This is a genomic window from Alteromonas sp. S167 (genome assembly GCF_036864375.1).
GTDB lineage: Bacteria > Pseudomonadota > Gammaproteobacteria > Enterobacterales > Alteromonadaceae > Alteromonas.
In genome coordinates this window covers 1-22,446 of the sequence record NZ_JAZETR010000007.1, presented here as the reverse complement: position 1 = coordinate 22,446, position 22,446 = coordinate 1, and the positions used below count along the sequence as shown (strand labels likewise).

21 protein-coding genes and 1 tRNA gene are annotated in these 22,446 nt (G+C 42.6%); 10 read left to right on the top strand and 12 right to left on the bottom strand.

From position 1 onward, the window contains the following. Window positions 1–182 precede the first annotated feature (182 nt). From rlmM to V7R35_RS11730, 4 genes are all read right to left on the bottom strand, one after another. The gene (rlmM, locus tag V7R35_RS11745) at window positions 183–1,277 is read right to left on the bottom strand and encodes a 23S rRNA (cytidine(2498)-2'-O)-methyltransferase RlmM (RefSeq protein WP_334015039.1); all 1,095 of its coding nucleotides are present in this window, start codon (window positions 1,275–1,277) and stop codon (window positions 183–185) included. Further along, window positions 1,267–1,683: a DUF423 domain-containing protein gene (locus V7R35_RS11740; RefSeq protein ID WP_334015038.1), complete on the bottom strand. Its 417-nt coding sequence runs from the start codon at window positions 1,681–1,683 to the stop codon at window positions 1,267–1,269. Before V7R35_RS11740 ends, rlmM begins: the two co-directional genes overlap by 11 nt. Window positions 1,684–1,791: 108 nt before the next feature. Then, window positions 1,792–2,424, bottom strand: coding sequence for an alpha/beta fold hydrolase (locus V7R35_RS11735; protein WP_334015037.1), 633 nt, complete (start codon window positions 2,422–2,424; stop codon window positions 1,792–1,794). Next, the gene (locus V7R35_RS11730) at window positions 2,417–3,316 is read right to left on the bottom strand and encodes a transcriptional regulator GcvA (RefSeq protein ID WP_334015036.1); all 900 of its coding nucleotides are present in this window, start codon (window positions 3,314–3,316) and stop codon (window positions 2,417–2,419) included. The genes V7R35_RS11735 and V7R35_RS11730 overlap by 8 nt, the downstream gene beginning before the upstream one ends. A gap of 540 nt (window positions 3,317–3,856) precedes the next feature. Here V7R35_RS11730 and V7R35_RS11725 point away from each other — a divergent pair. Beyond that, a complete protein-coding gene (locus V7R35_RS11725; RefSeq protein WP_334015035.1) occupies window positions 3,857–4,138 on the top strand; it encodes a hypothetical protein in 282 nt (93 codons plus the stop codon). Between the two features lie 95 nt (window positions 4,139–4,233). Here the strand turns inward: V7R35_RS11725 and kdsA are convergent, their stop codons facing one another. The 6 genes from kdsA to hemA all read right to left on the bottom strand — a co-directional run bounded on the left by kdsA (window position 4,234) and on the right by hemA (window position 10,495). Beyond that, the gene (gene kdsA, locus V7R35_RS11720; RefSeq protein ID WP_334015034.1) at window positions 4,234–5,088 is read right to left on the bottom strand and encodes a 3-deoxy-8-phosphooctulonate synthase; all 855 of its coding nucleotides are present in this window, start codon (window positions 5,086–5,088) and stop codon (window positions 4,234–4,236) included. Window positions 5,089–5,107: 19 nt separating this feature from the next. After that, complete coding sequence (locus V7R35_RS11715) at window positions 5,108–5,479, bottom strand: SirB2 family protein (protein WP_334015033.1); 372 nt, start codon at window positions 5,477–5,479, stop codon at window positions 5,108–5,110. A 104-nt stretch (window positions 5,480–5,583) separates the two neighbouring features. Beyond that, the gene (locus V7R35_RS11710) at window positions 5,584–7,149 is read right to left on the bottom strand and encodes a DUF3369 domain-containing protein (protein WP_334015032.1); all 1,566 of its coding nucleotides are present in this window, start codon (window positions 7,147–7,149) and stop codon (window positions 5,584–5,586) included. 94 nt (window positions 7,150–7,243) lie between these two features. Then, window positions 7,244–8,089, bottom strand: coding sequence for a peptide chain release factor N(5)-glutamine methyltransferase (gene prmC / locus V7R35_RS11705; protein ID WP_334015031.1), 846 nt, complete (start codon window positions 8,087–8,089; stop codon window positions 7,244–7,246). A gap of 30 nt (window positions 8,090–8,119) precedes the next feature. Next, window positions 8,120–9,205, bottom strand: a complete 1,086-nt coding sequence (prfA, locus tag V7R35_RS11700; RefSeq protein WP_334015030.1) for a peptide chain release factor 1 — start codon at window positions 9,203–9,205, stop codon at window positions 8,120–8,122. Between the two features lie 15 nt (window positions 9,206–9,220). Then, entirely contained in the window at window positions 9,221–10,495 is a 1,275-nt protein-coding gene (gene hemA, locus V7R35_RS11695; RefSeq protein WP_334015029.1) for a glutamyl-tRNA reductase, read from the bottom strand. 132 nt (window positions 10,496–10,627) lie between these two features. On the opposite strand from hemA, the gene lolB reads away from it, so the two are divergent. The 4 genes from lolB (at window position 10,628) to V7R35_RS11675 (ending at window position 13,207) form a co-directional block, all read left to right on the top strand. After that, complete coding sequence (gene lolB, locus V7R35_RS11690; protein WP_334015028.1) at window positions 10,628–11,257, top strand: lipoprotein insertase outer membrane protein LolB; 630 nt, start codon at window positions 10,628–10,630, stop codon at window positions 11,255–11,257. Next, on the top strand, window positions 11,242–12,117 hold the full coding sequence (gene ispE, locus V7R35_RS11685) for a 4-(cytidine 5'-diphospho)-2-C-methyl-D-erythritol kinase (protein ID WP_438823471.1): 876 nt from the start codon (window positions 11,242–11,244) through the stop codon (window positions 12,115–12,117). The genes lolB and ispE overlap by 16 nt, the downstream gene beginning before the upstream one ends. 33 nt (window positions 12,118–12,150) lie before the next feature. Beyond that, window positions 12,151–12,226: transfer RNA gene (locus V7R35_RS11680), tRNA-Gln, on the top strand. Window positions 12,227–12,259: 33 nt separating this feature from the next. Then, a complete protein-coding gene (locus tag V7R35_RS11675) occupies window positions 12,260–13,207 on the top strand; it encodes a ribose-phosphate pyrophosphokinase (protein WP_334015027.1) in 948 nt (315 codons plus the stop codon). A gap of 70 nt (window positions 13,208–13,277) precedes the next feature. Here the strand turns inward: V7R35_RS11675 and V7R35_RS11670 are convergent, their stop codons facing one another. Beyond that, complete coding sequence (locus tag V7R35_RS11670) at window positions 13,278–14,291, bottom strand: response regulator (protein WP_334015026.1); 1,014 nt, start codon at window positions 14,289–14,291, stop codon at window positions 13,278–13,280. Further along, entirely contained in the window at window positions 14,288–17,290 is a 3,003-nt protein-coding gene (locus V7R35_RS11665; protein ID WP_334015025.1) for an ATP-binding protein, read from the bottom strand. The genes V7R35_RS11670 and V7R35_RS11665 overlap by 4 nt, the downstream gene beginning before the upstream one ends. Before the next feature lie 235 nt (window positions 17,291–17,525). Here V7R35_RS11665 and V7R35_RS11660 point away from each other — a divergent pair, with 235 nt between their 5' ends. The 5 genes from V7R35_RS11660 to ychF all read left to right on the top strand — a co-directional run bounded on the left by V7R35_RS11660 (window position 17,526) and on the right by ychF (window position 21,929). Then, window positions 17,526–18,776, top strand: coding sequence for a response regulator (locus V7R35_RS11660; RefSeq protein ID WP_334015024.1), 1,251 nt, complete (start codon window positions 17,526–17,528; stop codon window positions 18,774–18,776). A 105-nt stretch (window positions 18,777–18,881) separates the two neighbouring features. Continuing rightward, entirely contained in the window at window positions 18,882–19,355 is a 474-nt protein-coding gene (locus V7R35_RS11655; protein WP_334015023.1) for a ribose-phosphate pyrophosphokinase, read from the top strand. 222 nt (window positions 19,356–19,577) lie between these two features. After that, window positions 19,578–20,210, top strand: coding sequence for a 50S ribosomal protein L25/general stress protein Ctc (locus V7R35_RS11650; protein WP_334015021.1), 633 nt, complete (start codon window positions 19,578–19,580; stop codon window positions 20,208–20,210). 5 nt (window positions 20,211–20,215) lie between these two features. Beyond that, on the top strand, window positions 20,216–20,797 hold the full coding sequence (pth, locus tag V7R35_RS11645; protein ID WP_334015019.1) for an aminoacyl-tRNA hydrolase: 582 nt from the start codon (window positions 20,216–20,218) through the stop codon (window positions 20,795–20,797). A gap of 40 nt (window positions 20,798–20,837) precedes the next feature. After that, window positions 20,838–21,929, top strand: a complete 1,092-nt coding sequence (ychF, locus tag V7R35_RS11640) for a redox-regulated ATPase YchF (RefSeq protein ID WP_071814375.1) — start codon at window positions 20,838–20,840, stop codon at window positions 21,927–21,929. The last annotated feature ends 517 nt before the right edge of the window (window positions 21,930–22,446 follow it).

Below are 22,446 nucleotides of genomic sequence, written 5' to 3'. Positions count from 1 at the left end.
AGTTCACTTTCATTGGTTCAGAGTAAAAAAACGGCCGGATTATAAAGGATTTCTGTACTAGATTTACACCTTTTTTAGCATAAACCTTAAATTCGTTTACTAAAATCCGCACCACCATCAATTCTTTTCTATAAGTATCAACAACTTAACTTGTTATGACACTTTTTTGAAATATAACAAAATCACACCTCATCTTTTGAAGTGCGAACAATTGTTACTGTAACTTCATCTCTGTCGTGGTAGAGATGTCTCACCTTCACCGCAAATGCATCTTCTAGTGCATTTAACCGGTCCATAAGCAACGTCATCGCCGAAACTACCGTCTCATAACGCTGCTTCATAGGTAGCTTTAAATTAAAAATTGCGTGCGTTGACCAGTGTTTAACTAACCAATCGCCCATTAACTTCGCTACTCTATCGGGTTGTTCTATCATATCACAAACAAGTAAATCTACACGACCAAATTGTGGTCTATAGGTAAACCCATCTGCAGCGTGATGTTCAACTAACCCTGTGCTCATTAAGCTGTCGTCAACCAGTCCGTTGTCAATAGCTTCAACATACATTCCGCGCTTTACCAGTTGGTATGTCCAACCGCCAGGGCATGCTCCCAAATCTACAGCGCGCCCACCAGTTCGAAGTACTTTTTCCTGCTGCTGCGCGCTCAGCATATTCACTAATGCATCTTCGAGTTTAAGGGTAGATCGGCTTGGCGCATCGCTTGGAAATTTCAAGCGGCATATCCCAAGGTGATCACTGCTTGCGTAATTGGGTAACGTATAGCCAATATGACACACTTCAAACGACTCAAAGAAAATATGCAGCTTTGGCTTTCCAGTGTTTTCTTTGGCTGTCAACCAATTAGCCTTTCTCAACGCTTGTCGAAGCGGCACCGTAAACTTACGACAGAACTTCGCCAAGGTTTTTCCATCTTCGGTGTCAGGGTATTCAACATCTATGGCGCCAAAAATTGAGTGTGGTTTTTCAACGTCTTTGAGGGCATCGAGTACTTGCCCTACGCGGTCTTCTTTTTCGATATCACTCATACTGGTAAACACGGCAACCAGCTGTCGAGGGAAAATAGATTCATGCACAGCAAACTGTGTAAGTGTGCTGTCTAATTGTGATGCATCGTAAAGGTGATAATGTACAAACCCACTGTTTTTGGTTGAGACCGGATATCCGAAATAACCGGCTTCACCGTAACGCGTTGTTAACTCATTGGCGGTGTCGTTTTCATATCCCGGTCTACAATACGCTAAAATACTACTTGTCATTGTCTGCCTTTTTAACTTGTGGACTGCGAAGCAACGCAAACGCAAGCATGCCCCACCCAGCAATAAAAAATATGCCACCTATTGGCGTAATAGGGCCGAGCCATTTAAAGCCGGTTATCGCAAGTGCGTATAAACTGCCCGAGAACAATACACACCCCGTAATAAATGCTATTGCAACGCGTTTAAGCCATGCCACTTGTACATAACCTGAAAGCGCAGGTAGTACTAAAACACCCAGTGCATGATACATCTGATAACGCACACCAATTTCAAATGTGTTCAAGCTAGCGACTGACAGCACATTCTTTAAACCGTGGGCACCAAAAGCACCAAGTATAACGCTGGTAGCGGCTAGTAAGGCGCCAAGGAACAACAACACAGGTGCTAATGCCTTATTTTTATTCATCGATGCTCTCATCTGTTCACTCTTGTACATATCTTAAATACCGTTTTAGACAGACGGTATTGGCATATTATTTTAGGTTTTTTTAGGTGTTTGTTTCGGATATTTGTTTTAAGTGTTTTGCACAAAAAAGGCATGTATTAATTTCGCAGCACTTTCCAAATGCTGCTGATGAGTTAGCCCACTGGCCTTGCGCGGTTTCAAGCTGTGATCTCCATCAGCGAGAAACTCGCACTGAATTGTGTTTGCCAGTGAATATTCACGCACCTCTGTTCGAGTGCCAAACGTGTCTCTTTCGCCTTGAACTATGAGCATGGGCTTCTCCATGCTTTCAAGGTGTGCGGTGCGAGTTTTTTCAGGTTTGCCCGGCGGATGAAACGGATAACCCAATGCAACGCAGCCATTAACATGTTCATTGCTATCAACAAGCATACTTGCCATACGGCCGCCCATTGATTTGCCGCCTACGAACGTTGGAAGCGCATCAGATTTAGACACTACATGGTCTAAAACGCTTTCAAAATGTGCCAGTAACTTATCGGCTTTATCTGGCGGCCTACGCTTTCCTGTTTCATTTATTGTTTGCATGTATGGAAAATTGAAAAGCACCACGTCAATATGCTGGGCATTTAACAACGTTGCCATTGATTGCATAAAGTCATGCTCTTTACCGGCGCCTGCACCATGCGCTAATAAAAGTCGTGCTATGGGCGCTGTAGCTTTGTGTGTTTCAATATCAAACATCGTCTTGCTCTTCTTCTACTAGTGCTAGGATCCATTCTCTAAATGCTGCAATTTTGCCTAATTCAGCTTGCGACTCTTCACACACAAGATAGAAAGCGTCTCTACTTTCAACGCGCTCTTCAAAGGGCATGACTAATCGCCCAGCTTCAATTTCGGGTCGCGCAAGTACCGTATTACCAAGGGCAATACCCTGCCCTAATGCTGCAGCTTGCAACACCAACATAGAATGGCTAAACACTGGCCCTTGGTTTACGTTAACGCCTAATACATTGACTGCCTTCAACCAGTTTTTCCATGCTGCACGGCTTAAATCATGTAGCAAAACATGATGACGTAAATCAGCAAGGCTTGATAACGGCTTAGGGCCTTGAAACAAAAGTGGCGAACAAAGTGGTGTTAGAAACTCTCTGTGAAGCTGGTCGGCTTGAAGCCCAGCCCAGCGACCTTTACCGTAATATATTGCTACATCAACGTCGTCTTCTAAGAACCCTTCGTCAAAATCTACTGCCTTGATTCGCACATCAATATCAGGATGCGCCAAACTAAACTTGTGAATGCGTGGCACTAACCATTGGCTGGCGAAACTAGGAGGCATGGCAACGGTGATGGCTCCTTTACTGCCTTTTGCTAATAGCTTTTCGGTGGCCTCTTGAAGATGTTTAAAGATATCTTTCAATTCTAAAAAGTACGCCTGACCTTCTTCCGTTAATAACAACGTTCTGTTTCGACGCAGAAACAGTTTCATTGAAAGATAATCTTCAAGGGCTTTTATCTGATGGCTAACTGCCGCTTGGGTTACAAAAAGCTCATCTGCTGCTTTAGTAAAACTTAAGTGGCGAGCAGCGGCCTCAAAGGCTTTTAACGCATTCAGAGGAGGTAAACGTCGATGCATGTAGCGAACCTAGTTGGCATGATTAAAGGAATCAATGTGGTTTTTATTATTGCGCGCAAAAGTATAACACGAGCAATACTTAATAAAATTTCATTCTCAATAAATTTGCTTATCCATGAGTAGATGTTGTCAAACAAACTAAGATGCGCTGAATATTTATGTATTAATAGTTTTCACAATACGCGCTATTCATCTGAGCCACTGCATATGTACACCTCTAAATAAAATGCATCTTAGCTAATTTAATCAATAAGTTAGAAAGTCAAGTGACGCATTTCAATGTGCTGAAAAACGTATAATTAAAAGTTAAGTGATACTCCGTTTTATGACTGCCTTCTGAATTGTTACACATTCGCTAAACATTAATTAGTTTTTCTAATATATGTCGATACTTTAATTCGTTGTAATTTTAACCTCCAAATGGCTACTATTTATTCGAAGCAGAAAAACACCATTATTTTTCATTGCTTTACAGAAAACAATTGTTAACCAATTTAACAATTGAAAACATATTTTTAATTATTTTTATTAGGTGTGAAAATGAGAAAATTACTTTTAGCTAGCGTTTCTGTTATGGCATTCGCAAGTGCAGCTGCAAACGCAGATACTCAATCTACAAAAATCGACTTTCAGTCATTAATTAACACTGCAATGACGAACGTAAAAATGGCGGAAGAACTGCCAACAAACGATGCACATATCATCGTTAAAAAACAAGCTCGCGCGATTTTAGATGAACAAGTGCAAATAAAGCTTCACAAGAATCTACTTGTAATGGCTGAGGAACAAGAACGTATGCGTGCGGAGGCTGAAGCCGAATAAGAATTAGTCACACCTGATACGCATGCCGGTGCACGCACCGGCATACGCCATCAATACTTCATTCCTATCGAAGTAAAACCTTCAGAAAGAAAAGTTTAGGTATTGCTGGTATCTAACGCGTCAAAACCTTTTACAAGTTCGTCTAGCGCTTTCATCTGTTGAAGATACGGTTCAAGCTTTGCTAAAGGCAACGCACAAGGGCCATCGCACTTCGCTTCATCTGGATTTGGGTGAGCTTCAATGAACAAGCCTGCTAGTCCCAAAGCCATACCACTTCTTGCTAGCTGTGCAGCTTGTGCGCGACGTCCATCTGCTGACGTAGCACGCCCACCAGGCATTTGTAACGCATGCGTAGCATCGAAGATAACAGGGGCATATTCCTTCATTGCATCCATACCAAGCATATCAACCACAAGGTTGTTGTAGCCAAAACAGCTCCCACGCTCACACAAAATTACGTTGTCGTTACCTGCTTCGCTAAGCTTACCCATAATGTGACGCATTTCATGTGGCGCTAGAAACTGAGGTTTCTTCACGTTAATGACGTTACCTGTTTTTGCCATCGCAACTACAAGATCGGTTTGGCGTGCTAGAAATGCAGGAAGCTGAATAACGTCTACTACTTCTGCCACAGGCGCAGCTTGATGGGGCTCGTGTACATCAGTAATAAGTGGCACGTTGAACGTATATTTTATCTCTTCAAATATGCGCAGCCCTTCTTCCATACCGGGCCCGCGATATGATGTCACTGAAGAGCGATTTGCTTTGTCAAAAGAGGCTTTGAATACATAAGGAATATTAAGCTTTTGCGTTACTTCAACGTAGTGCTCAGCAATACGCATTGCTAGATCTCTTGACTCCAGCACGTTCATACCGCCGAATAATACAAACGGCAGGTGATTGGCAACTTCTACGTCACCAACGCGAATAATCTGTTGTGATTCAGACATTAATTAATTCCACTAACTATTAAAAAAGAGGCTGTTTAGTTACCGCTACCATAGCTGTTGCCATAAGTACGGCAATTGCAGCTACAAAGAACGCCCAGCGACCTACTGCCGTCTTAGCTTTCTTAAGTGCAAATAAGCCAAAAACAATGTAAAGCACGACGCCGATAACTTTGAACGTTAACCATGCATTTACAAGAGGATATTGCGACAAAATAATACACAGCCAAATTGCGCTGGCCAGTAAAACAGTATCAATAATATGAGGGGCAATTTTAACCCATTTCTTCGACAGAGCATTAGCGTCGAACTGAGACCAGATAAAGCGAAAGATAAAAAACAAAATGCTGAGTGCCACTGCAGTTAAGTGCAAGTGTTTAGCCATCATATACATAAAACGTGTCCTGTTATTATTGATTTGGTTTTATTTTATTTAAAAACAACACAGGTGCTTTATAGCACCTGTGTAAACATTATTTTTATACCAGACAAGCTGCGCTACACATTGTCGGGGTAAAGCGTCTGAATTGCCATAAATTCAGAGAGGTTCTCAAGCAGATAGTCTACCAGATTGGGGTCGAAATGTTTGCCGCTCTCTTCTTTTAATACACTTTCTACTTTTTCAATACTCCACGCGGGTTTGTAGGGGCGCTTGTTTAGTAATGCGTCAAATACATCCACCAGTGTTGCAATTCGGCTTTGTACTAAAATATTGGTTCTAGCTAGGCCATCGGGATAGCCCTTGCCATCCCATCTTTCATGATGCTGGCGCGCAAGCGTAGCCGCTAGTTGGATAGTAGGCCGTGTTGAACTTTTCAAAATCTGATAGCCAAATTCGGCATGCTTTTGAATTTCAAACACTTCGTCTTCAGTTAACGGTGTCGTTTTTTGTAGTATCGATTTAGGTACAATTGAAGTACCTATATCATGCAACGGCATCGCCAGTTTGAGCTCATGAATTTCAGCTTCACTCAAACCCGCTTTTTGCGCCAGAAGCGCAGCCATTTCTACCATACGAGTATTGTGGCTCAATGCATCAGTTCGATGCTCAAGTGCTTGACCTAGCCTGTCTATGATCTCTCGTTGCGTTTCCTCTACATCAACGGTTTTCAGAACATTATCAAACGCAAGTTGTACGCTATCTGAAAAGCGCTTTACAAGGTGTCTGTCGCTCTCACCTATCCTTCTTGGTAAACCCGACAAATACAGCAACGCTCCGTTGTGCGATTTACTATTACAGTAGGCTACGACATGATCTTCTGCGTACACTATTTGTTTATCGCGCATTGCCTGTACGCATAAGGCATATTCTGTGGAACTAATGGCATCTTTAAGCAGTACCCCTTCTTTACTGGCATACTCGCCATTGCCGGCGAACACATAAAGCTCATCATCGCCAGCCCCATTGCTTTTGTTGTTCATCGTTCTAGAGGTAGTGGCCACAGCAGTTGTAATATATGCGGCGTCTTTTGAACACCCTAAAATAGACGCTAACTGCTGAATAATGCCCTGCATGAATTTTTCGAGCGAACGAGAAGAAAACAAGTCTACCGACGCATCAATGATTTTTTCCAAGCCACGACGGTTTTCTTCAATAACAATGATGTCGCGATAGGAGCGCAGTGCGGCAATAATAACCGTAAACAATTTTTGTGCGGTTAGCTCGGTTTTAGATTTGTAATCGTTGATGTCGTAATTAATGATGACATCTTTTTCGGGTGCTTGGCCTGGCTGGCCAGTGCGAAGGATGATGCGGGTGAAGTGATTATCTAATTCATTTCTGATGTATTCTGCAACGCGTAAACCTGCATCATCGGTTTCCATTACCACATCCAGCAACACCACGGCTATGTCGTCGTGCTCTCTGAAGCATTTCCGAGCTTCTTCACCACTGTGCGCGCTGATAAACTCAAGGGTTTTACCGTTTAAGCTTAAATCGCTTAACGCAAGCTTGGTAACGGCGTGAACCTCGGGCTCATCGTCGACAACTAATATTTTCCAACTGCCAAGGTCTTCAAGCTCAATATCGTCTTCATCATCAGCAAATAGAAAGTCTTCATTCATTCGATACATCCTGTACTATCAAGACTGATAAAGCGGTCTTTGTTGTTCTTGTTGTATAAACAAGATACTAATGCATCGACAAATTTTAGCAAGCTTACAATGTAGCTAGCGTAACTCGGTCATTACCGCCATAGTCTTTACGGGTGCTCGGGTTGCTAAAGCCAGCACTGCTTAATAATGCTCGTACTGCAGCGCCTTGGTTAAAACCGTGTTCGAAGGCAATTAAACCACCCTCTTTTAAATACGCTGGTGCTGCATTAATAATACGCTTTATATCGTCTAACCCATCTTCGCCTGATGTTAATGCACTCTTGGGTTCAAACCGCACATCCCCTTCATTAAGGTGCGGGTCGGCAAGCTCAATATACGGCGGGTTAGACACAATGGCATCGAACACCTTTCCTTCAAGCGCCGAAAACCAATCGCTTTGAATGAACGACGCATTACTAATATTGTTGGTTTGCGCGTTGCGTTTAGCCAGTGCAACGGCTTCTTCAAGAAAATCTACGCCTATAACATCACTTTTTGGCAGCTCGGAGGCAAGCGATAGTGCAATAGCACCTGTTCCAGTACCCAAGTCGCAGAGTGATACTGGCGCAGTAACATGGGCTGTGCGCGCGTGTGCCCATGAAAGAACGTGTTCAACCAACACTTCGGTATCGGGACGTGGAATGAGTGTGTGTGGTGAGGTAGCCAGTGTTAATGACCAGAAATCTCGACTACCTGTAATGTAGGCTACCGGCTCTCCCTTTTTACGACGCAAAACCATGGCTTTGTAGTCATTCAACTGCGATTCATTTATAAGCTTATCAGGCCAAGTAAAAAGGTAGGTTTGAGATTGGTTTAATACGCTGGACAGCAGTACTTTCGGATCAATAGAGGGCGATTCGCCGCCCTCTAGTTCGTTGCTGGCCCACGCTAGCGCAGCATCAATTCGCATGACTATTCATCTTGCTGTTATTTCTGGCCGTTATTCGTCAGACAGTGACGCTAACAAGTCTGCTTGATGCTCTTGCAGAATAGGGTCGACCAATTGTTTCAAATCACCCTCTACCACTTCGTCTAAACGGTAGATAGTAAGGTTGATACGGTGGTCGGTAACACGGCCCTGAGGGAAGTTGTACGTTCTAATTCGCTCAGAACGATCGCCACTGCCCACTAGGCTCTTACGCGTAGACGCTTCTTCAGCCGCACGCTTTTCTTCTTCAATTTGATTCAAACGCGCTTGCAATACCGACATCGCTTTTGCTCTGTTCTTATGCTGAGAACGCTCGTCCTGACACTCTACCACCAAGCCGGTTGGTAGGTGAGTAATACGAATAGCAGAGTCGGTTTTGTTAACGTGCTGACCACCAGCACCTGATGCACGGAAGGTATCAACACGAAGCTCCGCAGGGTTAATCTCAATGGCTTCTGACTCTGGAATTTCAGGAAGCACGGCAACCGTACAAGCCGATGTGTGAATTCGACCTTGTGACTCGGTTTCAGGAACGCGCTGTACACGGTGCCCGCCCGACTCAAATTTCAATACGCCATACACACCATCGCCACTGACATTAGCGATAACTTCTTTGTAACCGCCGTGCTCGCCCTCGTTGGCAGTCACAAGCTCTACACGCCATCCGCGGCTCTCCGCGTAGCGGCTGTACATGCGGAATAAATCACCAGCAAATATCGCTGCTTCATCACCACCTGCTCCGGCACGAATTTCTAGGAAGCAGTTATTGTCATCATTCGGATCTTTTGGCAGCAACAGTACTTGAAGCTCGGTTTCAAGGCGCTCGATGTCAGCCTTAGCCTCTTTCATTTCCTCTTGCGCCATTTCGCGCATTTCGGCGTCATCTTCATTTAACATTTCTTGCGCCGACGCTAAGTTCTCTTGCGCCTGCTGATAAGCGTTAAAACCCGCTACTACGTCTTCTAGTTGGCTAAACTCTTTTGATAAGTTTCTAAACTTATCTTGATCGCCGATAACTTCAGGGTCGCCTAACAGCGCCTGAACTTCTTCGAAACGCTCTACAAGATGTTCGAGCTTTCTTACTACCGACTCTTTCATATGCTTTTTATTACCTTATTTATTCTCATCTGACGAAAAGTCAGACAATGCTAATGCTTGCCCCATCCAACGGCTTAACGCAGGGTCGTCGTGCATGGCTGCTTCGCGCAGCGCTAGGGTTGTTGGGTGCAGTAGCGCATTAGTTAGTTTATACGCCATCTCTTCTAACACCGCATCGGCATCTTTGCCTTCCGCTAATTGCGCTTTTGCTTTTTCAACAATATCGTCTCGCTGTGCCATGCCCTTTTGACGATATTGCCTTACCAAATCTATCGATTGCTGCGACTGTTTCCATGTCATGTAGTCGCCAGCTTGTTTTTCAATAAGCTTTTCAGCTTCCTGTGCGGCTTGCTCTCTGTTCTCTAGGTTCTTTTGAACAATGTGCTGCAAGTCATCAACAGTATATAAATATGCGTCGCCTAACTCGTTGACTTCCGATTCGATATCTCGCGGCACTGCAAGGTCAACAAGGAACATAGGCATGTTTTTACGCTGCTTAAGCGCTTTCTCTACCATGCCCTTACCTATTAAAGGTAGCTGGCTTGCCGTAGAACTAATAACAATATCGAAATCTTTTAGATGTTCGGGCACCTGAGACAGCGTGTAAACACTTGCGCCCAGTGTTTCAGCAAGCGCTTCTGCGCGTGCAACAGTTCTATTAGCCACTGCTAACTTATTAACGCCCTGCTCTTTTAAGTGCTGAGCAACAAGCTCAATAGTCTCTCCCGCTCCAACAAGCAATACTGAACGCTTTGGCAGCTCAGCAAAAATATGTTTTGCAAGTTGAACGGCCGCATAAGCAACGCTTACCGCGTTTGCGCCAATTTCCGTTTCGCTTCTAACGCGCTTTGCCACAGAAAAGGTATGCTGAAACAGCTTATCGAATTCGCTGTTGATCATGCCAGAATGCTTAGCATCACCATAGGCTTGTTTCACTTGCCCAAGAATTTGAGGCTCACCTAAAATTAACGAATCTAATCCACTTGCTACGCGCATAATGTGCTTTACCGCATCATCTTGCGACAAAACGTAACTGTTATTCGCTATTTCATTGATATCAAGACGGTGAAAATCGCTTAACCACTTAAGTAGCTTTTGCCCGCTTTCATCGTTAGCGTTTACGTATAGCTCGGTGCGGTTGCAGGTAGACACAATAACTGACTCGTCAACACCATCTAACTTTTTCAAGCTCGCAAGCGCCTCCACCAAGGAGTCTGGTGTAAAAGCCACTTTTTCACGTAGTGCTACGGGCGCTGTTTTATGGTTAATACCAAGGGCGAGTAAAGTCATTAAAATCTGTGCTGGCAACGTCGGAGCGGCATTGTACGAAAAAGCCAAAATGATTGAAAGTGTTGGTGAATCTGTGTTCCCATATTGTTTCAACAATTTACCGTTTAAATTTTACTGGGCGCGTAACCTCTCATGATACGAAAAATACTCTTTTTTGGGCTGCTTTTAGTGTTAGTAAGCGCATGTACTACTGTGCCCAAAGGCCCTAAAAAAGCGGTAAACCTTACTGCACAGCTTAAAAAAGTGGCCGACGTTAACCAATGGCAGATGCGCGGAAAAATTGCTTTTCGCCAAGGAAAAGAAGGCGCTAGCGTTAACTTAAATTGGAAAAACGATTCGGGCGATTTTGATTTTCGATTAACCAATTTTTTAGGCGTAACGTTGGTCGACCTAAAGGTTGATAACGAACAATCAATATTAGAAGCCGATGGTGAAACCTATAAAGATGCTGAGCCCGAGCCATTGATATACCAAGTAACCGGTATGATTATTCCCGTAGACTCATTGTTGTCGTGGGTAAAAGGCTTACCGCTTGCAGGCGACAAGTACACGTTAACAGACAAAGGCCTGGTAAATACGCTTGAAAGCGAATGTAATTACTGCAGGAATTGGCAAGTGAGTTATGACAATTACGGCAGCGTTGAAACCATTAACGCTGAACAAGTTTGGCTACCTCACTCCATTACGTTAACTCAGCTAGAAACCGAAAACTCGCCCAAAACACAATTGAAAATAAAGATTTATCAGTGGACGCTCAATTGAAAACCCAAGCATCTCAGCCACTCGATTGGTGGCCTTCTCCGGCAAAACTAAATTTGTTCCTGCATATATTAGGCAGATACGAAAATGGCTATCATCAACTACAAAGCCTTTTTCAAATGCTAGATTATGGCGACAGGCTAGCCTTTACAGTAGTACAAAATTCCACCATAGAAATGGCAACGCCACTTGAGGGTGTGCCAGACGATGAAAATTTAATTATTAAAGCGGCGCGACTTCTGGCAAAAGAAACAGGCTATAAAGGTGGGGTAAGTATAAGCCTAGATAAACGCTTACCAATGGGCGGCGGTATAGGTGGCGGCTCTTCCAATGCAGCTACCACACTGGTTGCGCTTAATCACCTGTGGGGCACGGGTTTACAGGAAGATGCGCTTGCTGAACTTGGCCTATCTCTAGGTGCAGATGTACCTATTTTTGTGCGTGGTCTTACCGCCTTTGCGGGCGGCGTAGGTGAAGAGATTACCGCAGCACCACAAGAAGAGAAATACTACTTAGTGGCAAATCCTAATGTGCATGTAAGTACCGCCGATGTGTTTACGTCGCCAGATTTGCCTAGAAACACACCTGCAATGAAATGGGAAGACTATAAATTTGAAAATACCCACAATGATTGTCAGCAATTAGTCGCGAATTGCCATCCTGAAGTTGCAAAATTATTACAGTGGTTGGTACACTACGCACCGTCGCGAATGACGGGCACAGGTGCATGTGTATTTGCCGCTTTTTCTGACTACACTTTAGCTGAACAAGTTAAGGCTGAAATGCCTGACACTTGGCAAAGTTTTGTTGCAAAAGGTGTGAATCGCTCACCACTATTAGACAAATTAGAAGAACAAAAATAGCGTGAACGCCACATCGGACAAGAACTTAAAAATTGGGGTATAGCCAAGTTGGTAAGGCAGCGGGTTTTGATCCCGCCATTCGTAGGTTCGAGTCCTGCTACCCCAGCCAAACCTCTTTTATCAACGCACTGAGGAACCACTTGTGCCAGATATGAAGCTCTTTGCAGGTAATGCCGTACCAGAACTTGCCCAGAAAGTTGCCGATCGCCTCTACACCAAACTTGGAAATGCCAAAGTTGGCCGTTTCAGTGACGGTGAAATTAGCGTAGAAATTCATGAAAACGTCCGTGGCTCGGACGTTTTTATTATCCAATCTACGTGCGCACCTACTAACGATAACCTTATGGAACTTATTGTGATGATCGACGCATTGCGCCGAGCATCAGCGGGTCGTATTACGGCTGTAATTCCTTATTTTGGTTATGCACGTCAAGACCGTCGTGTTCGTTCAGCTAGGGTACCAATTACTGCGAAAGTTGTGGCTGACTTCCTTTCTAACGTAGGTGTTGACCGCGTTCTAACTATCGACCTTCACGCCGAGCAAATTCAAGGGTTCTTCGATGTTCCTGTTGATAACGCATTCGGTACGCCAATTCTGCTTGCAGATATGGAACGACGTGACTTTGTGTCGCCTGTTGTTGTATCGCCAGATATTGGTGGTGTTGTTCGTGCTCGCGCAACAGCAAAACTGCTTAACGATACCGACCTTGCCATTATCGACAAACGCCGTCCTAAGGCGAATGTTGCTCAGGTAATGAACATCATCGGTGACGTTAAAGACAGAGACTGCATTATTGTAGATGACATGATCGACACTGGTGGCACACTAGCAAAAGCAGCCGAAGCGTTAAAAGCACACGGCGCGCGTAAAGTGTATGCTTACGCAACTCACGCCATCTTCTCAGGCAATGCAGTAAATAACCTGAAAGAGTCTGTAATTGACGAGATTGTTGTTACCGATTCAATTCCACTAAGCAGCGAAATGAAAAAGATGGGTAAGGTTAAACAACTTACACTATCTGAAATGCTTGCAGAAACGATTCGTCGTATCAGCAACGAAGAATCTATTTCTGCCATGTTTGAATACTAAGCATCGAGCTTAAATACAAACATGCTTATTCCAAAAGGCGAGCCTAGTGCTCGTTTTTTTTGTTCAAACATCAGTTTGCTATGCAAATTGGTTTCACTTCACTTACAGCTAATTTTACATTCCACCGCATCCTTTCTTTATCAAAAACCTCTATGTTTTTTAAAAAGACCGAAAGGATACTTGGGTCGAAATGCTGGCCACTCTGTGACTCCATATATTCAACAATCTTTTGCTGTGGCCAGGGTTTTTTGTAAGGCCTCTCCATAGAGAGGGCATCATACACATCACATATCGCCACAATCCGCGCAGACGCAGGAATAGCATCTCCGGCTAAACCTTCAGGGTATCCTGAACCGTCCCATTTCTCATGATGATAACGTGCAATCTCTGAAGCTAATTGAAATATTGACTCTTGGCTTTCACTTAAAATCTCTGCGCCTATGACTGAGTGTTGTCGCATAATAGCCCATTCATCTTGATCTAATTTTCCAGGTTTCTTCAAGATTTCGGCTGGAATTCCTATTTTTCCAGTATCGTGCATTGGCGCAGCATGCTTTAACAGTTCGGCTTGATCGGCGGACCATCCAACGAACTCTGCCAGTATTTTACAAAATGAAGCCATACGCCATATGTGAACACCTGTATCATTATCATTGAAATGCCCCGCTTTGCCTAACATAGAAATTGCATCTTTGCATACTCTTTCAAGTCGACTTACTTTTACAAGAGAAAGATGCGTTTCTATACGAGCTTTTAATATGGGTATTGAAATTGGCTTACTAACATAATCCACTGCTCCCGCATGTAAACCAGCTTCTTCATCAACAACATCATTTAAATGTGTGACAAATATAATTGGTATTTCAGCAAGCTGTGGATTGCTTTTCATATCTACGCAGGTTTGTATTCCTGATCTATCAGGTAAATTAACATCTAAAAGGATTAAATCTGGGCGATGCTTTATTGCTGCCTCGATGGAAGCTTGTGATGTTTTAGCAAAGCACAGTTTATAGTTGCTACTTAATACTTGGTTCATAAGAGCTAAATTAGAGGATTCATCGTCAACTACGAGTAACGTTTTCATACATTTACCTCACTGCAAACTACTTTGAGTTTGGATGTGCAACTACGTGCAGCTTCAAATTCAAAGTCTTCTATGTATGCTTTAATTTCATCTATTTCTTTTTCATAATCAGGATGGTAAACATCAGAAACGGCGTGCAGAGCTGAGTTGATATTGTCTTCGTTTAACGACGTGAGTAAAACGTCAAGTTGCGTTTCGAATGCGTTGCTTAGCGTTTTATCAGCGACTGGACCTTGCTCATGCTCTATCCATGTCTTCGATACTTCTTGATAGGTATCTGTGGCGATTTCGTTTAGCTCTGTGAGCACGTCTGAAGAAATTGACACACCATCAGATTCAAGTGAATAGCAATATTCACTTAGTCTATTGAAACCAAGCGAGCCAGCACCACCAGCGGCCTTGTGTAGAATCGAGCAAAATGTCGTTTCAGTACTTTGTTTCTTCAAGTGCTCTATCGTGAGAAAGAATGCGTACTCTTCAAAAAATTTACGAGTAAACGACCGATAAGCCGAACTGTCTCCCCAATTTTCGCTAACCATTTCCATGCAAACAAGAGGGGACAACTTACCTACCTCTACTCCATGACTTTTAACATTTTGGTTATCAACAGGAGTACCATTTAGTATTTGATTCAGCTGTCCTACCATATCGGAGGCTAAAAATGGCTTTGATATGAAGTGCTTCATGCCTGCTTTTAGTGCTTTACTTTTATCGTGTAAAAAAGCACCGGCAGTTAACGCTACGATAGGAAGCCCGACGTTTCGCTCATCTGACAGAATTATGGAGGAGGCTTCTACGCCATCCATAATCGGCATTTGGATGTCCATAAGTACTAAGTCAAAATCATGCTCTTTGCACAGATCAACAGCCATTTGACCATTACCAGCTAACGAGCAAGACGCTCCTGCCAGAGTTAATATTTTTTCCGCAACGTGACGATTAACGCGATTATCGTCAACAATAAGTATGTGTCTGCCCGCAAGCTGATTTACGAGCTCGTTAGGAACACCAGCGTCTTGACTATCAACAGTTAATGCTCCATTTACATCAACTAAATCTTGAATGGCATCATAAAGCGAAGAGCTAGTGTAAGGTTTGTTAAGAATCGTATACTTATGATTTTTCAACCAATCAGGAAAGTTTATCCGTAAGTTATCAGCTCGGCTGATTAAAATAAGCTTCAAATTTGGGTAGTTTTTATTAACGTGTGCGAAATATTCTGTGTTTGCAAATAATGAGTCGACATCAATTATCGCAATTTCAAAACCACTCAGGTCACTTTCAGATGTTTTGTTGGAGAGATAGATTACACGAGACGAAAGGCCTAGGCTTGCAATAACTTCGCTACAGTAGTCCCCCTCTGATGCATCTAGATTTATTAATGCAATACTTTGCCCCTTTATATAAACCGCTCTTTGTCCCTGAGTTTTATCCAACTTTAGTGTCATTTCTAATATGAACTCACTTCCTTTTCCTAACGTACTGTTTGCGCTTAATACGCCTCCCATAGCATCACTCAACATTTGACAAATAGACAGCCCAAGCCCTGTTCCACCATATTCTCGCGAGTTTGATTTATCTGCTTGCTCAAAGGGAGCAAATATTTTCTTTAACTTACTCTTTTCAATACCAATTCCGGTATCTCTTACTTTGAATTGAATGTACACAAATTCGCCCTCTCGCTTTAGTGGCGCAACATTTATGTCTACATTTCCAGAATCAGTGTATTTAATAGCATTACTGATCAAATTAATCAGAATTTGAGAGATTCGATGAGGATCACCCACTAAGAATTCAATTTCTTCATCGTGAGGATGAAATTGAACATTGATATGTTTTGATTTGATAAGACCTTGTGCCGTTCCTGCTATGGTCCTGATCATTTTGCTTAATGAAAATGGAATATCTTCAACAGAAATGGCACTAGATTGAAGTTTCGATAAATCAAGGACATCATTGATGATCCTAAGCAATGAATCAGCAGACGTACTAATTTCATTAATCATAGACGCTGCACTTTTCGAAACTTTCTCATATTTAAGGAGGTAGCATATACCAATAATCGAATTCATAGGGGTTCGTATTTCATGACTCATATTGGCCAAAAATTCGCCTTTTGCTTTTGCTCCAGCTTCAGCTTTTTTTAGTGCTTTGTTTAATTCCCTCGTCTTCTCATTCACCATTTGCTCTAACGTCTTGTTTTGACGGAGCATCATATCTTCGGCATTTTTCTCTGCTGTCACATCCCAATTTAAACCAACTAATTTGATAGGATCTCCATTAGCGTTGTGTTCTAAAGAACCCACAGCACGCAACCAAACTTGGTCTCCATTGGGTTTCAGCACTCTAAAAACAGAAGAATACTCGCCCTCACCTGCCAAGCAAGCTTTTACAGATGACTCTGCTCCATCAATATCATCTGCATGGACGTGATTGCGCCAAAACTCATAATCCATCTCAGTTTCGACCACATTTGTTTTTACACCATATAACTCCATCATACGGTCGTCCCAAATAATTCGGTTGTCGGTCAAGTCCCACCACCAAAGGCCAATATCTGCAGATTTTAAGGCAAGCTTAAATCGTACAAGCGCAGCAGATAACTCTATTTCAAGATGTTTTTTATCCTCATTACTCTCAACAAATACCTTAAAAAACGTTTGGCCGTTGCACTCCATATTCGAAATAGTAAGCTTGATATAAATTGTCTCGTCGTTGATAGTTTGGAACGAAGTTTCAACAAACTCTTCACCACCTCTGATGCACTTTTGCAATATGAGCAAAAAACGTTCAGCAATTTCTGGAAGGTTACTAAGATTACCCACTTTTTTTTGGAAAGCTGTATTCCAAGTAACTAATTCGAGGCGCTCGTTTAAAAGAACACATGCAATCGGGTCTTCTTGCCCAATACTGAAACGCGGGTCGTTGAAATCACGAAGGAGTAAAAATATTGACGAAACTGCGATAACGAATTGTATTGCCGCTAACAGTTGTTGCATCGATCTACTAGAAGTTAGCAAAGAACTAATGAGTAAAAGTGTTAAAACAACCAGAATAGAAAGGATTAGGCGCTTTTTCTGTATAAAAAACTGACCGTAACATATCGACATAAAGCCCCCTTCACGCCTAAATGTTAATTTTTTTTAATAGTTATTTATGAAGATAGTCTACTCTTAAACAAAAGTATAAAAAAACACCAAGGTAGCTCTAACTATATGATGGGTTTTATAAAATATGAACTGCGCACAACATAATATCGTATTTTTCGACCAAGGCTTACCAACTTCACCTTCACTCAAGGTGCTGGCAGAGCGTGATATTAGGGCAGTTAGAGTTACTAAACCCGTTGAAATATTTAAACGGTTGCAAGAGCTTTCACCAAAAGTATTTTTTATCTGTGCTGAAAACTTAGAGCTTGTTCTAGACGTTTTTTACAAGAGCTATTTTGCGGCAAGAAACTTTGAGATATGTAACTACAAGCTCGTTGCAATTATCCCGCGAAAGTTTGAAGAAGAAGCGAACAAAGCGTGTGTAGCAGGAATAATTGACGACTATGTAATTGACCGCCCGCTGTACGAAAAATTTCGTATCATTAACATCTGTAGGCATCTGTTGCTCGAAATAGGTGTTAAGCCGAATAACTCATTATTATCTACTGTCGGCTTTGAGGATGCGGTGAATGGTTTTGGTATTAAAACACAATCGGCGGTACTTGAATCTTTAAGAACTAAGAACGAAAGAGCAAAAGAGCTAGAGAATACCATTGCGATAATGGAAGAAGAGCTTAGCTTAAAGCTTACTCATGATAAACAGACCCTCCAATTCGACCGTGCAAGTTTTAGCAAACTACAAACATTACTGTCTTGTATACAGTTCGATGATGTAAAACCAGAGTTGATCAATTTGCAGCACAAAGCATTAGCTATTTTGGAAAAAGCGCTTAACATAACAAATTCAGAGGACGCAGCAGTCAAAACTGGGGAAGAGCTAGGCGGTAAGTCTTTATCTATTGAGCAACGTCATACCAGAGTATTTAATCAGCTTTTTAACAATACCATTGACCCAGACGAAATTATTGAAAGATGCAGGTCCAAGCGTATTGTTCTACTTGTTGAAGATGACCTTATTAGTGTTGAGCTAACCACGAGACTTCTTAAGAAAAACAATCTGAACGTTGAAGTGGCGACTTCAGGAAAAAAAGCTTTTTCTCTAATGAGAGAGAAAGAATTTGACCTAATATTAATGGACATAAGTTTGCCTGATAGCAATGGACTTTTTATCGTAGACAAAGTAACGAGTACGCAAGGTCCTAATATGAATACGGCGATTATTATGCTTTCGGGGAATCGGCAAAAAAACGTAGTTCAAAAAGCTATTGAAAATGGTGCAAAAGATTATTTACTAAAACCACTACGGGCCAAGAGTCTCTCAATGGTTGTGGAAAAGTATTTGTCGGTTAACAATTCGAAAGTCTCTCCTGTTTAGTTTAAATAACTTACAACAATGCTTCCTTTAACAATAATTCTACCTTAAATTGTTACAGTGAAAGAAAAATGAAAATGAACTCATTTAAATATTTAAGGAATGAGAATGAAATTTAAAGAGTTATATTGTGTTGCGGCACTAGCCTCTTTTTTAGCACTCACAGCATGCTCAGGTGAAGAGGAGTCAGGAGAGAATTTAATGGCTGAGAAATCTAGTAACGCAATGCCAGAAAAAGCACCTCAACCGGCAAGCAAAGAGTTACCTACCACGCTTACCGCAAAACCAACCCCAGAGCCTATAGCAAAAGATGTGTCAGTTGAAGACGAAGTAACCCTGACAGGCAGCATCATTTTCAAAGAGCTTGAAGGTGGATTTTACGCATTCATTGCCGAAAGCGGTGACAGATATACCCTTCATAACTTAGAAGAACAGTTTCAACAAAATGGCCTAATAGCAAAAGTTACCGGTGTTCCTAAGCCTAAAATGATGACATTTACGCAGTTTGGAACAGTACTACAAGTTACCAGCGTTGAAATTATAGATAGCAGCAAAGTAACTAATAAAATAGCGATTGAATAAGCACCCTAGAAATCACATATCAAAGCGCCGCTTAAGGCGCTTTTTTATTGGCTTTAGAATTGTATGTTGCTGTATGTGGTGTTAGAATTCGCCGCCCTTGAAATTCAGGGCAGTGTTTTATTGTGCGTTTTGTTGTTAAAACACGTTCATTACAACACGCTTTAACAGTAGGTTTTGGTCGCAAAAACCTACACCATTAGACTTTATAATTGGAGACAGACAATGTCTGAAGCAATTTTTAACCTAGACGCATCTGTTCGTTCAGACCTAGGGAAAGGTGCGAGCCGCCGCCTACGTCGCGAAGATAAGCTTCCAGGTATCATTTACGGTGGTGAAGAAGCGCCAGTTTCTATCACTCTTGCTCACAACAAAGTATTCCAAGCTTCTGAATTTGAAGCGTTCTACTCTCACGTTCTTACTTTGAATGTAGATGGTAAAGCAACTGAAGTACTTGTAAAAGACATGCAGCGCCACCCGTACAAGCCAAAGATCATGCACATTGACTTCCAACGTGTTGTTGCTGGCCAAGACGTACACACTAACGTGCCAATTCACTTCGTAAACGAAGAGAAATCTGCAGCTGTTAAAGCTGGCGGTATTGCTGAGCACCACGTAACTGAAATCGAAGTTACTTGTCTACCTAAGGACCTTCCAGAGTTCATCGAAGTAGACATGGCTGGTGTTGAAATGGATCAAACGCTACACCTTTCTGACCTAACTCTTCCAGCTGGCGTTGCTTCAGTTGAACTTGCGAAGAACGACGAAGCACACGACCTAGCGGTTGTAACTGTTAAGCCTGCTCCTAAAGCGGCTGAAGCAGAAGAAGACGGCGAAGAAGCAGCTTCTGAGGAATAATCCTCTTGGCTGATATACGCCTTATCGTGGGTCTGGGTAATCCAGGCCCCGAATATGAAAATACCCGACACAATGCCGGTGAATGGTTTCTAAACCAACTTGCCGACACCTATAACGCCCCGCTAAAACCAGAAACCAAATTCTTCGGTAAGACTGCACGTATCACGATTGCAGGCAAAGATATTCGTTTGCTCTACCCTACTACTTTCATGAATAAAAGTGGTCAAGCGGTTGCAGCACTTGCTAACTTCTACCGAATTGAACCAGAACAAATACTAGTAGCGTTTGACGAGCTAGATTTACCACCCGGCGTAGCAAAATACAAAGTGGGCGGTAGCTCTAGTCAAAATGGCGTGCGTGACATTGTGGCAAAAATGGGTAACAACAAGAATTTTTTACGTTTGCGTATAGGCATTGGTCATCCAGGGCACAAAAGCCGAGTTACTGGCCACGTGTTAGGTAAGCCACCAGCAGATGAAAAAGCAGCAATTGAAAGCGCCATTGATGAGGCGGTTCGCTGTACAGAAATTCTGCTTAAAGAAGACTTAAAGCAAGCGCAAAACAGGTTACACTCGCATAAAGCGTAGCCTACATCAGTGATTACTTTTCCAGACAAGGATCCATACCATGGGTTTTAAATGCGGTATTGTTGGCCTACCAAACGTAGGTAAATCAACACTTTTCAATGCATTAACAAAAGCGGGTATTGAAGCGGCGAACTTCCCCTTCTGTACTATCGAGCCAAACACTGGTGTAGTACCTGTACCAGACCTTCGTTTGGACAAGCTAGCTGAGATTGTAAACCCTCAGCGCGTAATACCAACAACAATGGAATTCGTAGACATTGCTGGCTTGGTTGAAGGTGCATCAAAAGGTGAAGGTCTTGGTAACAAGTTCTTAGCAAACATCCGCGAGACAGACGCTATTGGTCACGTAGTTCGCTGCTTTGACGATGAAAACATTGTTCACGTTGCCGGTCGCGTTAGCCCGAAAGATGACATTGACGTTATTAACACTGAGCTTGCACTTGCCGACCTTGAAACAACTGAAAAAGCACTCCACCGTGTAGCGAAACGTGCTAAAGGCGGTGACGCCGATGCCAAGTACGAAATGAAAGTACTTGAAAAAATTAAGCCTCACCTTGATGAAGGCTTATTATTACGTTCACTTGAGCTTTCAAAAGAAGAGCTTGCTGCCATTAGCTACATGAACATGCTTACGCTTAAGCCTACCATGTACGTAGCGAACGTTAACGAAGACGGTTTTGAAAATAACCCTTATCTTGACCAAGTACGTGAAATTGCTGCTGGCGAAAACGCAACGGTAGTTGCAGTATGTGCCGCTATTGAAGCTGACATTGCCGAGCTTGAAGATGACGAGCGTGAAGAATTCATGCAAGACATGGGCTTAGAAGAGCCAGGTCTTAACCGCGTTATCCGCGCTGGCTACAGCCTACTTACACTGCAAACTTACTTCACCGCTGGTGTTAAAGAAGTACGTGCGTGGACGTTCCCTGAAGGTTCAACTGCGCCTCAGGCAGCAGGTAAAATTCACACCGACTTCGAAAAAGGCTTTATTCGCGCCGAAATCGTAAGCTACGACCACTACGTTGAGTTTAACGGTGAACAAGGTGCTAAAGATGCAGGCAAATGGCGTCTAGAAGGTAAAGACTACATCGTTAAAGACGGTGACGTTATTCACTTCCGCTTTAACGTTTAGCACACCTTTGTTAGTTGCCAAGATGGCTTTATTACAGCCGTCTTGGCCTCTCACCGTCAACTGATAACATCACTCAATAAACCTCTTGAATTCCCCCCGCCCCCACTGTTACATAAAGAAATTCAACTTCATTTAGTTATTGCATCAAGCCATTTTTATTTTGTCCAAAAATCTAACTTCCTTTTAGTTATTGATTGCCTGAATACTTTTCCCAAAGAGATAGCTGGTCTGTGTAGTTAACTATGGTGGTTTACCCCTATAGAGCCAATACACCTTTTTGTTGATTCTGTCTGTGTAAAAAGCGAGCGCATTTTAATTACACGCTGTGTAGATAAAACCGTTCGTACTCACGTTTGAAGGAATTAATAATGAAAAAAAGAAGCCTTGTTTGTGCTGCTGTTGCGGCTGCACTGCCACTATTAGTGGGTGCAACCCAGCATATCCATGCCCCTCTGGATACATCAGACCACAGAATTGGAAACATTTCACTGGTTGACAATTACAGTAAATCTGCAGC